A 13,222-nucleotide genomic window follows, 5' to 3' on the forward strand; every position below is an offset into this window, starting at 1 on the left:
TCGACATGCTTGATACAACTTCTACTTCCGACCTCAAAAATGCCCTCGCAGCGCAGTTCGCCTCACGTCCGACCCTGCGCGATGTGGCATCCACGCAGATTATCAGTGCACTGATCGAGCAGTACCCGCTGTTTGCCACCAAACAGCCGCAGATTACCTCTGCGGATGCCTTGCGTGTCATGCAACCCAACCAGGCGGATGCCTACGATGCAGTGGCGCTGGTGGACCTGCTACTTGATGCTCTGCGTAGCAACACACCCCTGGAGTTTCCCAGTGTTGGCGAGTTGCGCCCGTATCTGAGCCTGAATCCGCCGCACTATCTTTATGTTGACCCCGACCCCCAGGCTGGAACCGAGAGTGATCGGGTTTCGCTGGACGCCCTGAGTGCAGCGCTGAACGACGTACTGCTCCTGCTTCCCAGCTATTTTTGCCAGGCGCAGGCGGACTACTGGGCCGCAGACGGTGGCGAAGGTATAACGCGGGATATGTGGTTGCAGCAGGCACTGCGTCTGGAACTGTTGCGCAACCTGCCTTTGCAGGGGCTGGAGGAACCGGAACAACAGGCTGTGCGCGGCCTGATACGGGGCGGGAAATCCACCCCTAATGTTGCGGTGATCGAAGTTCACCTCAAACGCGACAGCACCGAGCAGATCATTCGCTTGCCTGACCTGTTGATCGAAGCACAGCTCGATGAGCGCTCTTTTATGCTCTGGTGTGCGCCTTCAAGCGTGGTCAGGGCGTTCGACGCCAGTCAAGCGTTCGGTCAGGCGCTGGCCGAGAGCCTGGCGCTGCACTACCGCTTCGAGGACATGACCTGGAACCGCTATGAGCTGGTCGGTGATCCGTTCGCCACGCAAGTCGCTCTGATGCTTGAGGCTTCACTGGCCGCCGTTGCTGACGTGCGGCTGGGCATGGTGCCGAGCACTGACGCTCTGGAGCAGGTGTACGCTGGTCTGAGTGACCCGGCCCGTTGGCTGTTCGAGGGCTATGCCGAGCCTCGCGGTGAGCAGCTTCAACTACCCCCGGGCCTGGTGAGGATGTCTGCGCAGACCAGCTTTGCCTACCGCTCGGGCCTGATAGAACTTGGCCTGGCCCAGGCCGATGCAGCAGCCAAGACCCCTTTGGACGATGTACTGGACCTGACCAGCTACACCCGCCAAAAACTGCGGGAACAGATGCTTGAGGACTTCCCGGACGATGCCAACTACTTTTCCGATGACCTGGAACTGACGCTCTCGATCGCCCGGGGTAACCCCGGAGGCGCCGGTGCTGGCGTGGGCGGCGGGACGGTGGAACATGTCACCGAGTCGTTGACCAAATTTGCCATCGGCAACCTCAGTTCCCTGGGCGGCGCCACTGTGACTGCGGTCAGCCACAAGCAGAACCAGTTGATCATGGACTGGATGAACCCTGCCTATGTACGAACGCTGGTCGAGACCGTCGATATCGGTGGCACTTATCCAGGGTATGTGGACCAAAAACTCAAGGAGGCTGCCGAGGAGCCAGGCCAGGTTACGCGTTTTGCCCAGCACTGGCGCACCTCGCTGCTGTTCAGCGCGTTATCCGCGCGGCTAGGCAATACCCTGAGCGAGAACGGGCTGCAAGCAATGATCGACTATTGCCGCGGCCACTTGGCGGCAGACGAACCTGCGGTGGCGCTCTTGCCGCTGGCGTTCAATCGAGCCGGCGCGGACGCAGTTGTGGACACCGTCACTGGCATGTACGTACTGTTTGCAGCCGAGGCTGAGACGGTTGTGCTCTATAGGCCGCTCTATGGGCAGGAGGCAATCAGCGAATTCGCATCGATCAAGGCGATGATGCAGGCCATTGGCGAGGCTTCGTCGCTGCAGGACAGCGTGCTCGACTGGCTGCCGGCCGGGGCGCGCCCATTCTACGCTGACGGCGGGTTTACCGACCCGCATGCAGTCGTCCCGGTGCTGGATATCATCGAGCCGCCCGAAGCTGTAGATCCGCCGACCGTCAATGTGCAGTACTGGTTGAGCGGCGTCGATCAGAAGCTCTACGAAGCCAACCGCAAAGTGCTGGTGGAGCTTGCCGATCGCCAGTCCGTCTCCAACGCCGAAAGCCGCTGGGCGCTGCTCGCCGAAGGAGCGTGGCTGCTGTTCAATGTGGTCACGTTAGAGCTCAGAGGCCCCGTGGCCACAGTTGCCTGGCTGGTGCAAGGCATACTGGCGCTGAAAAGCGACATCGAGGCGCTAGAGTCGGGTACTGAATTCGAGCGGTCCGCTGCGGCGGTTGACCTACTACTCAATGCCGGCATGGCACTGCTGCATGGTCATCTGCCAGCCCATGCGGTCCCGGACTACGGCGATATCGGCCGGCATGCGGCCTGCCTCGGGCCTTTGCAAGGTGAACCCGTGTTGCTTCCCGCAGTGCTGAATGTCAGCGAAGGCCAGCGTCATCAATCAGGGGTGCTGGCAGAGCAGCCAGGTTTGCAGGTTGATCTTAGCCATCGCGACAGTACCGCCTTCAAACCGTTGAGCGAAGCCCAGAGCAGTGGCCTGCAGGCATACCGTGCCGATATTTCGCTGGACGGTGTAGAGCCCATCAGCGAAGGCATCGGCAAGGGGCTGTACCTGGTTGGCGAGACCTATTACGTCAAATGGCATCTGCTGGTGTACCAGGTCAGCCTCACGGACGGTGTGGTACACATCGGCGACACCTCGATGGCCTTGACCAACCGCGACGGCAACTGGCGTGTCGATCGCAGGCTGCGCTTGCTCGGTGGCATGCCTAAAAGCCGGATCCAGAAGATGCGTGAAGAGAACGTAGCCAAAAAAGCCAACTTCATAAGCGAGGATGCCCGGCTTGCCGAGATACACGGCACATTACACGCCACGTTTGCACAGCACCGGCAAATGCTGGTGGATAAAGAAGCGGAGATCAAAACGCTTGAGGAAGTGCCGCAGCCTGACGCGGTTCAGCAAGACCAGCTCGCAACGCTCAAGGCGTTGCGTGCCCGAATGCGCGAAACCACGGTCACTGATCTGCGGGCGGTCATCAACCATGAGATCCATCACGACGCGATGTTGATAAGCCTCGCCGCCATGACCATCCCCGACCGGGCATTCGAGGGCGACGTAAAGCTTGTGCGCAGTACGCTGCGTCAGCAGTTGCTGGATAACTGCGAGTCGTATTACAACGAGATGGCCATCTCCATCAACCAGGCCGAGGTCCGCAGGCTTCGGGATGCTATGGCAGTACACCCGGAAAGCGATGCCGAGAAGGCCGAATACACGCACTTTCTGGAAGTGGTGGAGAAAGTCGCAGGCTGGGAAATCGACCTTATCGATTTTGCCCGAGAGTTCGACCGGCTGCTGATGGATACCCTGGCCGATGACCGGCTGACGTTTACCAACGAGAAAAACGAGCGTATCGGCAAGGACCAGCGACTGCGCAGGATTATCGAGACACGCAGCCTCAATGCGGTCGACTTGAGTTTAGCCGCGCTGGAAGACTTGGCTGAACTGAGCATCAACCGTTTGACCACCGAGGCCGATGAGGAATTACTGCAGCAGTACTCCAGCTACCTCTATGGCCAAAGCGTGCGCAGTGCTGGCGCCTCTCATGCAGATTTGGCCGGTAGCCCGTTTTCTGCCGAGGAACGTGTGCAAGTGCTGACCAGCGTGCTGGAAGGGTATGAAGAGGCCGCCAGTATGGCCGATTACCTTTCAAGTGTCGGTGATTCGGCGATCAACAAGCCTTGGCTGATCAAGTACAAGAAAGTGCTGAGTAACTTGCAGGAGGCCGCACGAGCCGAACTTGCGGCTGAACTCAAGGAGCTTGAGCTGGCCCTGCCACCGCCCAAGCGCACCCCGGTGTATAGGCCGCGCGGCGGTGTGCGCCGGGTGGTTCGCACCCACCGTGGCAGAAGCGTGGTCGCCGAAGAGACAGAGGTCGATGGCGCCGCAGTGGTGCAACAGCGTGACGCCCGTACCGAACTGCTGAACACCTTTATGCACGAGGGTGGTCAGTGGGTGGAGGACTCTGCGTCCTCGACAACTTCACCGCCGGTTTCGTCGCGCCAGCTTTCAGCTACCCGTCAAAACGCCCGTCGCCTGCTGGACCAGATACCCTCGGTCTACGCCTTGGCCAAGCGCTACGGCTCCAATGAGCCACTAGGGCTCACAACGGTGATCGAGCAACACTCTGACAAGCTGCGCGAGGTACTCGAAGCGCTACCGCGCACCCCTGAAGATGAAGCGCTGCGCACTGATGTGGAGACAGGGCTGTCGCAACTGGAGAGCAACCAGCGCGAACTGCTGAAAAGCTTGTATCTGACCTCGACCCACCCCACCGCAGCCGGCTTGAAGTTTCTGCACAAAGAAAAGGCGTTGGTGATCACCCGCGTGGGCAAGCGCAAGAAGCTCTCGGCCCGGGATTTCCTGGATGTCTACCGTATCGACCGCGCTGCAGAGCCCGGCCAGGCCAAACCGGTATCGCTGTGGGAAGCGCACTTCCATTACCCGGCCATGCAAACCCCCTCCCGCGATTTCAACCAGGGGCACCTGAAAACCTGGCTGCAGCGCGGCCTGGGTTGGGCCGACCAGATCCGCGCGGCGGCCGACGGCGATGTGCTGGAGATCTACCGCGGCAAGCTGAGCCTGGCTGACCTGGAAGGCATCATCAGCTTCGACGAGTAATCAGCGGTTGGAGTACCGGCCATGGCTACCATGGCCGGGCATGGCCTGGTTGCTGCGTTCGGCAACCATTTGCTGCAACCTGATCAGTTCGATCCCCTGGCTGCGAAGCCGGGGGATTTCGCGTTCCAGCACTTGCAAGGTTTGCGGATAGGGATGGCCGATCAACACCGCGGAGCCTTGCTTGCGCGCCATTTCGACGCCAAGGCGCAGTTGCCCGGTAATCGCTTCTGGAGTACGCACGTCGTCCAGGAATACGTCCCGCGATACATGCGCCAGGCCGATTTTCTGAGCTTCGGCGGCGGCGACCGTGGCGGCGCTGGTGCGGCTGTCGACGAACAAGAGGTGGCGGCGTTGCAGTTCGCCCATCAGCCAAGCCATGGCCTCGCGCTGCGAGGTCATGCGGCTGCCCATGTGGTTGTTGACGCCTGCGGCATACGGCACCTTGGCCAGTGCTGCGTTCAGGCGCTGTGCCAGCTCTGGTAATGCGATGCCGGGGTGCCAGGCGTAGGGGCCGGTGGCTGGGTCCATGGGCATGTGCAGGATCACCGTCTTGCCAGCCTTGTGCGCCTGGCGGGCGAAGTCGGTGGCGTGCGGGGTATCGGGCATGATGGCCATGGTCACCGGCCCGGGCAGGGCGAGGGTGCGCTGGTCGCGCTCTGTGCTCTGGCCCAGGTCGTCGATGATGATGCTCAGGTAGGCCTTGGCCGGGGCCGCTTGCGCGGCGCCGGCCAACAGGCACAACAGCAGGGACAGCAGATAACGCATGGCCGTGGGTCAGTCGCCCTTGGTGATGTTCAAGCCCTTGAGCAGGCTGAGCGCCTGGCTGAGCTGGAAGTCGTTGTCCTGCGGACGCTCCTTGCGCTTGCTGCTGCCGGTCGGGCGGTCGGCGCCGCCATTGCCGTTGCCCAGGTGGCCTTGCAGGTCCGCTTCCTTGAAGTTCTCGGTGTCGGCTTCGGCGGTGAGCTTGGCCGGGCGCACTTCGATGTCGGGGACGATGCCTTGGGCCTGGATCGAGCGGCCGTTAGGGGTGAAGTACAGCGCGGTGGTGAGCTTCAGGGCGCGGTCGTTGGCCAGCGGCAGCACGGTTTGCACCGAGCCTTTGCCGAAGCTGTCGGTACCCATCAGCACACCGCGTTTCTGGTCTTGCAGGGCGCCGGCGACGATCTCCGAAGCCGAGGCGCTGCCGCCGTTGATCAGCACCACCAGCGGTACGCCTTCGCTGGCGTCGGCGGGGTCGGCCGAAAAACGCAGTTCGGAGTTGGCGATGCGGCCCTTGGTGTAGACGATCAGGCCCTTGGTCAGGAAGTGGTCGGCCACTTCGACGGCCGATTGCAGCACGCCGCCTGGGTTGTTGCGCAGGTCGAGGATTACCCCGCGCAGCTTCTTGCCGTTGTCCTTGCGCAACTTGGCCAGCGCCTTGCCGACTTCTTCGCCGGTCTTGACCTGGAACTGGGTGATGCGGATGTAACCGTAGTCGTTCTCGAGCAGTTGGCTCTTGACGCTTTTTACCTGGATAACCGCACGGGCCAGGGTCACGTCGAACGGCGTGCCACCATCGCGCACCAGGGTCAGGGTGATCTTGTCGCCGATCTTGCCGCGCATCTTGTCGACCGCTTCGGTCATGCTCTGGCCACGGGTCGGGGCGCCGTTGATCTTGACGATCAGGTCGCCGGCCTCGATGCCTGCGCGCGACGCGGGGGTGTCGTCGATGGGCGAAACCACTTTGACGAAGCCGTCTTCCATGCCCACTTCGATGCCCAGGCCGCCGAATTCGCCGCTGGTGCTCTCTTGCAGTTCCTGGAAGTCTTCAGGGCCAAGGTAGGCCGAGTGCGGGTCAAGGTTGCTGAGCATGCCTTTGATGGCGTTTTCCAGCAGGGTCTTGTCGTCCACAGGCTCCACATAGGCGGCCTTGATGCGGTCCATGACCTCGGCGAAGGTGCGCAGCTCTTCAAGCGGCAGCGGCGCCTTGGCGGTAGCCTCGGTGGCCGGGGCCGCAGCCGGTTTGGCGGCAGCCGCAGGCTTGGCCGGCTCGGCAGCGATGGCCAGAGGTGCGCCAACCGCCAGGGCGATGGTCAGGGCCAGCTGGGTGAGGCGAGGCGAGTGCAGCATGTCGAACGAACTCCTGATCCTGTTGGCGCCCCTTGCGGGAGCATCGGTGCGGGCTGTTGTGCCCGCACCGTAAAAGTAAAGGGTGCCTAGCCGCGGCACCATTGCGCAGGGTCGGCGGGGCGGCCCTGCTGGCGAATCGCGAAGTACAGGCCTGCATCTTCCTGGCCGCCACTGTCGCCGACGGTGGAAATGGCTTCACCGGCCTTGACCACGTCGCCGGCGCTCTTGAGCAGGCTCTGGTTGTGGCCGTACAGGCTCAGGTAACCATTGCCATGGTCGAGAATGACCAGAAGTCCGGCGCCGCGCAACCAGTCCGCGAACACCACGCGCCCGCCATGCACGGCGCGCACCTGGGTGCCGGCGCTGGCGCTGATCATCACGCCGTCCCACTTGGCTCGGGCATCGCTGCCGCGCGCATCACCGAAACGTGCCAGCAATCGACCATTGACCGGCCAGGGAAGTTTTCCCCGTGCTGCAGAAAAAGCACCGCCATAGTTGGCGCCGTCGCTGGAAACCACCGGGCCCAATGTGGTGCGGGCCTTTTTCGGCACCTCTTCAGGCGTGTTGTCGCGGGCTGCGGCCAGGGCCTGTTCCTTGCGGCGTTTTTCTGCTTCCTGCTCGGCCAGCAGGGCACGCTGGCGGGCTTCCTCGGCCTCGCGGGCCTGGCGGGCGAGGGTTTCCTCGATGGTCTTGAGCACCTTGCCAAGCTCGGCCTGGTCCTGCTCGCGGGCTTGCAGCTTCTGGTCGCGCTCTTTCATGTCGCTGTTGAGCTTGGCCAGCACCTGCTTGCGTTTGTCACGCTCGGCCACCAGCGCCTGGCGACGGCTGTCGAGGTCGGCCTGCTGGGCCAGCAGTTGCTCCTGTTGGCGGCCGATGTCGAGCTCGACGTTGGCCAGCTGGCGCAGGGTCTCGTTGAAGGCACGCAACTGCTCCATGCGCGCCTTGCTGAGGTAGTCGTAGTAGCTCAGGGTGCGGGCGAACTTCTCGGGGTTCTGCTGGTTGAGCAGCAGCTTGAGGTATTCCTCGCGGCCATTGTTCTGGTAGGCCGAACGGGCCTGGATGGCAATCAGCCGCTGTTGTTCAACGCGGGCGCTCTGGAGTTTTTTTTTCTCGTGATCAAGGCGCTCCAGCTCGCCCTCGGTCTTTTTTAGTTCCTGCTGCAGTGCCTCCACCTGTTTTTCGAGTTTGCCGATATCGGTCTCGGTGGATTGGAGGTCTTTCTGCACGCCGGACTTTTCGTCCTGAAGCTTGCCCAGCATTTTCTTCAGCTCGGCAATGTCCTGACGGGTGGCGTCCAGCTGCTGCTGGGTCTGTGCGCGCTCGTCGGCAGCGAAGGCCGGTGCGAGCAGGCATGACAGGGCTAGTAATAGAAGGGCGCGGAGCATGGGGTTGGGCGTACCAGGGATGGAGACTGGCCTAGTATGCCCGCGTGGGCGTGCAAAAAAAACGCCCAGCGGCGGATGCGGCGGGGCGTTTGTCTGGAATTGCGCTGGGAGCCACTTGTGGGAGCGGGCTTGCCCCGCGATTGCTGTCGCGGGGCAAGCCCGCTCCCACAAGGGTCAAGCGTCGATCAGAATCGACGTGCCGGTCATTTCAGCCGGCTTTTCCAGGCCCAGCAGCTTGAGCATGGTTGGCGCCACGTCGGCCAGCACGCCGCCTTCGCGGACCTTGACCGTTCGCTTGCCAACATAGATGAACGGCACCGGCTCCGTGGTATGCGCGGTATGCGCCTGGCCGGTGCATTCGTCTTCCATCTGCTCGACGTTGCCGTGGTCGGCGGTAATCAGCGCCTCGCCATCGACCTTGTCCAGGGCTTCGACGATACGCCCGACGCAGGTGTCCAGCGCCTCGACAGCCTTGACTGCTGCCTCGAATACGCCGGTGTGGCCCACCATGTCGCCGTTGGCATAATTGACCACGATAACGTCGAAGCGCTGCTGCTCGATGGCCTCGACGATGCGATCGGTCACTTCCGGTGCGTTCATTTCGGGCTGCAGGTCGTAGGTGGCGACCTTTGGCGACGGGATCAGAATGCGTTCTTCACCCTCGAACGGCTCTTCGCGCCCGCCGGAGAAGAAGAACGTCACGTGGGCGTACTTCTCGGTTTCGGCGATGCGCAGCTGGGTCTTGCCGTTTTTCGCCAGATACTCGCCCAGCACGTTGTCCAGGCTGGCCGGGGCGAAGGCCGCAGGGGCGGCGATCTTGGCCGAATACTGGGTCAGGCCGATAAAGGCGGCCACTTTTGGCAGCCGCGCGCGGGGGAATTCGGCGAAATCCGGCTCGACGAACACCCGCGACAGCTCGCGGGCGCGGTCGGCACGGAAGTTCATGAACACCACGGCATCACCGTCTTCGACCTTGACGGCCTCGCCGATGCGCGTGGCTTTTACGAACTCGTCGCTTTCGTCGCGAGCATAGGCGGCCTCAAGGCCGGCCTTGGCAGTCGGCGCGCTGTAGTCGGCAACGCTGTCGACGATCAGGTTGTAGGCAGCGCTGACGCGGTCCCAGCGGTTGTCGCGGTCCATGGCGAAATAGCGGCCGATCAGGCTTGCGATGCGGCCCTTGCCCAGCTTGGCGAAGGTGGCATCGAGCAGCTCGATGGACGACTGGGCGCTGCGCGGCGGGGTGTCGCGGCCATCAAGGAAGGCGTGCAGGTAGATTTTCTCGGCGCCACGCTGGGCGGCGAGCTCGGCCATGGCGACCAGGTGGTCCTGGTGGCTGTGCACGCCGCCATCGGACAGCAGGCCGAGAATATGCACGGCCTTGCCGGCAGTAACGGCCTTGTCCACCGCGCCGGTGAGCACCGGGTTGGTGAAGAAGTCGCCATCGCGGATGGCTTTGGTCACCCGGGTGAAGTCCTGGTACACCACGCGGCCGGCGCCGAGGTTCATGTGACCGACTTCGGAGTTGCCCATTTGCCCGTCTGGCAGGCCGACATCCATGCCGGAACCGGAAATAAGACCATGCGGCTGGGTGGCGCGCAGGCGGTCGTAGACCGGTGTGTTGGCAGAGTAGATGGCGTTGTAGTCAGGGCTTTCGCTGTGACCGAAGCCATCCAGGATGATCAGGACCAGAGGTTTAGGCGTGCTCGTCATCAATCAAACTCACGGTTGTTCAAAGATGATAAAGACACGCATTTTAGGGCAAATGCGCCATCTGCGGCGAATATTCCTCCCCATGCCCGACCGGCGCGCTCGGGCATGTCGGATGAAAGGCGATTTGCCGCTGGCCCAGCGGGCTTTGGTGGTATTGGGGTGCTGTGTATACTGGCCGCCATTTTCAATCGCCTGGAACACCCCCGATGGTTGCTCACCTGATTCAATTCGCGACAGATCACTTCATCCTGGTGGCGATCTTCGTCGTTCTGCTGATCCTGCTGTTGGTCAACGAAGTGCGTCGTGGCGGCCAGAGCCTGAGCAATGGCCAGCTGACCGCGCTGGTCAACGCCGACAAGGCCCTGGTGGTCGATATCCGTACCGCCAAGGAATACTCGGCCGGGCACATCGTCGGTGCGGTGAACATCCCGCAGGACAAGCTCATCGCCCGCATGGCCGAGCTGGACAAGCACAAGGACAAGACCCTGATCCTGGTTGATGCAATGGGCCAGCAGTCCGGCGGCCTGTGCCGCGAGCTGCTCAAGGCGGGTTACACAGCGGCCAAGCTCAGCGGTGGCGTGTCCAGCTGGAAAGCCGATAACCTGCCCCTGGTGAAGTGATATGAAGCCCGTCATCGTCTACTCCAGCGACTACTGCCCGTACTGCATGCGCGCCAAGCACCTGCTCCAGAGCAAAGGTGTGGCGTTCGAAGAGATCAAGGTCGACGGCAAGCCCCAGGTTCGCGCGCAAATGAGCCAGAAGGCCGGCGCCACCTCGGTGCCGCAGATCTGGGTCGGCAGCACGCACGTTGGTGGGTGCGATGACCTCTACGCCCTGGAGCGCGCGGGCAAGCTCGACGCGCTGCTGGCGGACTGATTTGCACTGCATTCAAACACATTAGGAAAAGGATCCGTCATGACTGACCAACAGACCAACGGCGCTGCCGCTGAAGACACCAGCCCGCAGTTTTCCCTGCAGCGCATCTATGTGCGTGACCTGTCGTTCGAGGCCCCGAAAAGCCCGCAGATCTTCCGCCAGCAGTGGGAGCCGAGCGTTGCGCTGGACCTGAACACCCGTCAGAAAGCCCTTGAAGGCGACTTCCATGAGGTCGTGCTGACCCTGTCGGTTACCGTCAAGAACGGTGACGAAGTGGCGTTCATCGCCGAAGTGCAGCAGGCCGGTATCTTCCTGATTGCCAACCTCGATGCATCGTCCATGAGCCACACCCTGGGTGCGTTCTGCCCGAACATCCTGTTCCCGTACGCGCGCGAAACCCTGGACAGCCTGGTGACCCGTGGCTCGTTCCCGGCCCTGATGCTGTCGCCGGTCAACTTCGACGCCCTGTACGCGCAAGAAATGCAGCGCATGCAGGAAGCCGGCGAAGTGCCGACCGTGCAGTAACCGCTACATGCAAAAAGGGCGACTTCGGTCGCCCTTTTTTGTGCCCGAGCGCATCAGCTGCCGGCAAAGCCCTGCTGGCGCCAGGCTTCATACACCGTCACCGCCACGGTATTGGACAGGTTCAGGCTGCGACAGCCTTCGCGCATTGGCAGGCGCAGGCGCTGTTCGGCCGGCAGGCTGTCCAGCACCTCGCTTGGCAGGCCGCGGCTTTCGGGGCCGAACAGGAAGGCGTCTCCGGGCTGGTAAGCCACTTCATGGAACGGGTGCGAACCTTTGGTGGTGAAGGCGAACAGCCTTGGGTTGCCGAGGTGTTCCAGGCACGCTGCCAGGCTTTCGTGGCGTTTGAGCGTGGCATACTCGTGGTAGTCCAGCCCGGCGCGGCGCAGGCGCTTGTCGTCGAGTTCGAAGCTGATCGGGTCGATCAGGTGCAGTGCACAACCGCTGTTGGCGCACAGGCGGATTATGTTGCCGGTATTCGGCGGAATTTCAGGTTGAAAAAGGATGACGTGAAACATGCACGGCTCCAAGCATGAAGATGACGAGCATTCTACCCCCGAACCGGACGTGCGTTCGAAAGCCTTGCCGCGCATGATCCTGTCGCTGGCACTGGCCGGGGTGATGATCGGGTTGATGATTGGCCGCCTGACTGCGCCGGCAGAGCGGGTGCTTGAGGAGGTGGCGGTGGTGCAGGATGGGCTGGACCTGTGGTTCAACGATGAGCCGCCGCTGCATGGCGAGAATGTCGACGGCACCGTGGCTGTGGTGTTCCAGGCTGCTGGCAAGAGCCAGCGCGGGCAGTTGCTGCTTGAGGGCAAGCCGGTGGGGTGGCGTTTGCAGAAGAGCCAGCAAGGCTTGCTGTTGACGGTGATTGCCGCGCGCCCCCTGCGTGGCGAGTGGGCCGGTGCAGAGGACGCGGGGCGCTGGAAGGTGCAGGTCAGGCTGCACGAATAAAAGAGGGGATGTCCCGGCCTGCCTGTACCGAGGTCCCCGAAGCGGGTATTGCTTGAATAAAAAGGGGATGTCCCGGCCTGCCTAGTACCGAGGTCCCCGAAGCGGGTATTGCTGAATAAAAGAGGGGCTTTCCCGGCCTGCCTGTACCGAGACCCCCGAAACTGGGTATGCAAGGGTTATTGCAGGGTGCGTGCCAGTTTTGCAAAACCCGTAAATACGGGCTTTGGAAGAGGATTTGGCCGGATTTTGAGGGGGGGTGTGCCTTGGCACGGTGCAGCGGGCACAGGTTCGGTGCATGGGCTCGTAATTGATCGCGATGGCTTTCGCGCCGAAACATCGAGTGCTCATTACCTTGCGCGGGCCTCATAGAGCCGATCTACCTTGATACCTTCATCAAGGAGGACGACATGGAACACCCCCAATCCCATCTACTGAGGCGAGGGCGATTTTCTGAGCCTGGCCGGGTCTATCTTTTGACAAGCACCACCAAGGACCGCACGCCATTTTTCAAGGATTTTCAGTCCGCCCGTTGCCTCCCACTCCACTTCGCCGAAGCGCAGCACGAGGGCTCTTTGCAAAGCCTCGCTTGGGTAATCATGCCGGACCACATCCACTGGCTGGTCGAACTTGGCGATGCCACCCTTGCCACTGTCATGCGGCGATTCAAGTCGCGTAGCCGTTGTTCGCTGCACAAAATTGGAAAGGTCAAAGGGCAGTTATGGCAGGTTGGCTACCATGATCGGGCGCTTAGACGCGAGGAGGACTTGAGAGCCTTCGCAAGATACGTAGTGGCCAACCCGATCCGGGCTGGCCTGGTAGAGCGTCTTGGGGACTATCCGCTTTGGGATGCGATCTGGGTGTCGACACCAACCGCTCCTGAAGGCTGCGCATGTCGCAGCTTGGGCGAAACGCTGGAAGACACGTCTTTGTGGTGAGCGGGCTTGCCCCGCGTTGGGCTGCGGAGCAGCCCTGAGGGTAATCAGCGGCTACGAGATCGAGTCG

11 protein-coding genes are annotated in these 13,222 nt (G+C 62.1%); 6 read left to right on the forward strand and 5 right to left on the reverse strand.

What is annotated here, in order from left to right:
* Positions 1-5: 5 nt before the first annotated feature.
* Positions 6-4,664, forward strand: a complete 4,659-nt coding sequence (locus HU720_RS16110; protein WP_186520932.1) for a DUF6543 domain-containing protein — start codon at positions 6-8, stop codon at positions 4,662-4,664.
* Here HU720_RS16110 and HU720_RS16115 read toward each other — a convergent pair whose 3' ends face one another.
* The 4 genes from HU720_RS16115 to gpmI all read right to left on the reverse strand — a co-directional run bounded on the left by HU720_RS16115 (position 4,665) and on the right by gpmI (position 9,868).
* Positions 4,665-5,429 (reverse strand): divergent polysaccharide deacetylase family protein, encoded by a 765-nt coding sequence (locus tag HU720_RS16115; RefSeq protein ID WP_186520933.1) that lies wholly within the window; start codon positions 5,427-5,429, stop codon positions 4,665-4,667.
* A 9-nt stretch (positions 5,430-5,438) separates the two neighbouring features.
* A complete protein-coding gene (locus tag HU720_RS16120) occupies positions 5,439-6,773 on the reverse strand; it encodes a S41 family peptidase (protein ID WP_186520934.1) in 1,335 nt (444 codons plus the stop codon).
* Between the two features lie 86 nt (positions 6,774-6,859).
* Positions 6,860-8,158, reverse strand: coding sequence for a murein hydrolase activator EnvC (locus HU720_RS16125; protein ID WP_186520935.1), 1,299 nt, complete (start codon positions 8,156-8,158; stop codon positions 6,860-6,862).
* Positions 8,159-8,332: 174 nt separating this feature from the next.
* A complete protein-coding gene (gpmI, locus tag HU720_RS16130) occupies positions 8,333-9,868 on the reverse strand; it encodes a 2,3-bisphosphoglycerate-independent phosphoglycerate mutase (RefSeq protein ID WP_186520936.1) in 1,536 nt (511 codons plus the stop codon).
* Positions 9,869-10,074: 206 nt separating this feature from the next.
* Between gpmI and HU720_RS16135 the strand changes: the two genes are divergently transcribed.
* Genes HU720_RS16135 through secB form a run of 3 tightly spaced genes read left to right on the forward strand, consistent with a single transcriptional unit; the run spans position 10,075 to position 11,269 of the window.
* Positions 10,075-10,488, forward strand: coding sequence for a rhodanese-like domain-containing protein (locus HU720_RS16135; protein WP_186520937.1), 414 nt, complete (start codon positions 10,075-10,077; stop codon positions 10,486-10,488).
* Between the two features lies 1 nt (position 10,489).
* Positions 10,490-10,744: a glutaredoxin 3 gene (gene grxC / locus HU720_RS16140; RefSeq protein ID WP_186520938.1), complete on the forward strand. Its 255-nt coding sequence runs from the start codon at positions 10,490-10,492 to the stop codon at positions 10,742-10,744.
* A gap of 39 nt (positions 10,745-10,783) precedes the next feature.
* Positions 10,784-11,269, forward strand: a complete 486-nt coding sequence (gene secB, locus HU720_RS16145) for a protein-export chaperone SecB (RefSeq protein ID WP_186520939.1) — start codon at positions 10,784-10,786, stop codon at positions 11,267-11,269.
* Between the two features lie 53 nt (positions 11,270-11,322).
* On the opposite strand, the gene trmL is transcribed toward secB, so the two are convergent.
* Positions 11,323-11,784, reverse strand: coding sequence for a tRNA (uridine(34)/cytosine(34)/5-carboxymethylaminomethyluridine(34)-2'-O)-methyltransferase TrmL (gene trmL / locus HU720_RS16150; protein ID WP_186520940.1), 462 nt, complete (start codon positions 11,782-11,784; stop codon positions 11,323-11,325).
* Between trmL and HU720_RS16155 the strand changes: the two genes are divergently transcribed.
* Together HU720_RS16155 and HU720_RS16160 are read left to right on the forward strand one after the other, a co-directional pair.
* A complete protein-coding gene (locus tag HU720_RS16155) occupies positions 11,783-12,220 on the forward strand; it encodes a hypothetical protein (RefSeq protein WP_186520941.1) in 438 nt (145 codons plus the stop codon). The genes trmL and HU720_RS16155 overlap by 2 nt on opposite strands.
* A 407-nt stretch (positions 12,221-12,627) precedes the next feature.
* Positions 12,628-13,155 (forward strand): transposase, encoded by a 528-nt coding sequence (locus HU720_RS16160; protein ID WP_346656587.1) that lies wholly within the window; start codon positions 12,628-12,630, stop codon positions 13,153-13,155.
* The last annotated feature ends 67 nt before the right edge of the window (positions 13,156-13,222 follow it).

Source organism: Pseudomonas sp. SWRI51 (genome assembly GCF_014268825.1).
In the GTDB taxonomy this organism is placed as follows: Bacteria; Pseudomonadota; Gammaproteobacteria; order Pseudomonadales; family Pseudomonadaceae; genus Aquipseudomonas; species Aquipseudomonas farsensis.

Excerpts from the sequence above, each read along its gene's own strand:
- HU720_RS16110 (WP_186520932.1), top strand. The coding sequence starts at position 6 with ATGCTTGATACAACTTCTACTTCCGACCTCAAAAATGCCCTCGCAGCG.
- HU720_RS16115 (WP_186520933.1), bottom strand. The coding sequence starts at position 5,429 with ATGCGTTATCTGCTGTCCCTGCTGTTGTGCCTGTTGGCCGGCGCCGCG.
- HU720_RS16120 (WP_186520934.1), bottom strand. The coding sequence starts at position 6,773 with ATGCTGCACTCGCCTCGCCTCACCCAGCTGGCCCTGACCATCGCCCTG.
- HU720_RS16125 (WP_186520935.1), bottom strand. The coding sequence starts at position 8,158 with ATGCTCCGCGCCCTTCTATTACTAGCCCTGTCATGCCTGCTCGCACCG.
- gpmI (WP_186520936.1), bottom strand. The coding sequence starts at position 9,868 with ATGACGAGCACGCCTAAACCTCTGGTCCTGATCATCCTGGATGGCTTC.
- HU720_RS16135 (WP_186520937.1), top strand. The coding sequence starts at position 10,075 with ATGGTTGCTCACCTGATTCAATTCGCGACAGATCACTTCATCCTGGTG.
- grxC (WP_186520938.1), top strand. The coding sequence starts at position 10,490 with ATGAAGCCCGTCATCGTCTACTCCAGCGACTACTGCCCGTACTGCATG.
- secB (WP_186520939.1), top strand. The coding sequence starts at position 10,784 with ATGACTGACCAACAGACCAACGGCGCTGCCGCTGAAGACACCAGCCCG.
- HU720_RS16155 (WP_186520941.1), top strand. The coding sequence starts at position 11,783 with ATGCACGGCTCCAAGCATGAAGATGACGAGCATTCTACCCCCGAACCG.
- trmL (WP_186520940.1), bottom strand. The coding sequence starts at position 11,784 with ATGTTTCACGTCATCCTTTTTCAACCTGAAATTCCGCCGAATACCGGC.
- HU720_RS16160 (WP_346656587.1), top strand. The coding sequence starts at position 12,628 with ATGGAACACCCCCAATCCCATCTACTGAGGCGAGGGCGATTTTCTGAG.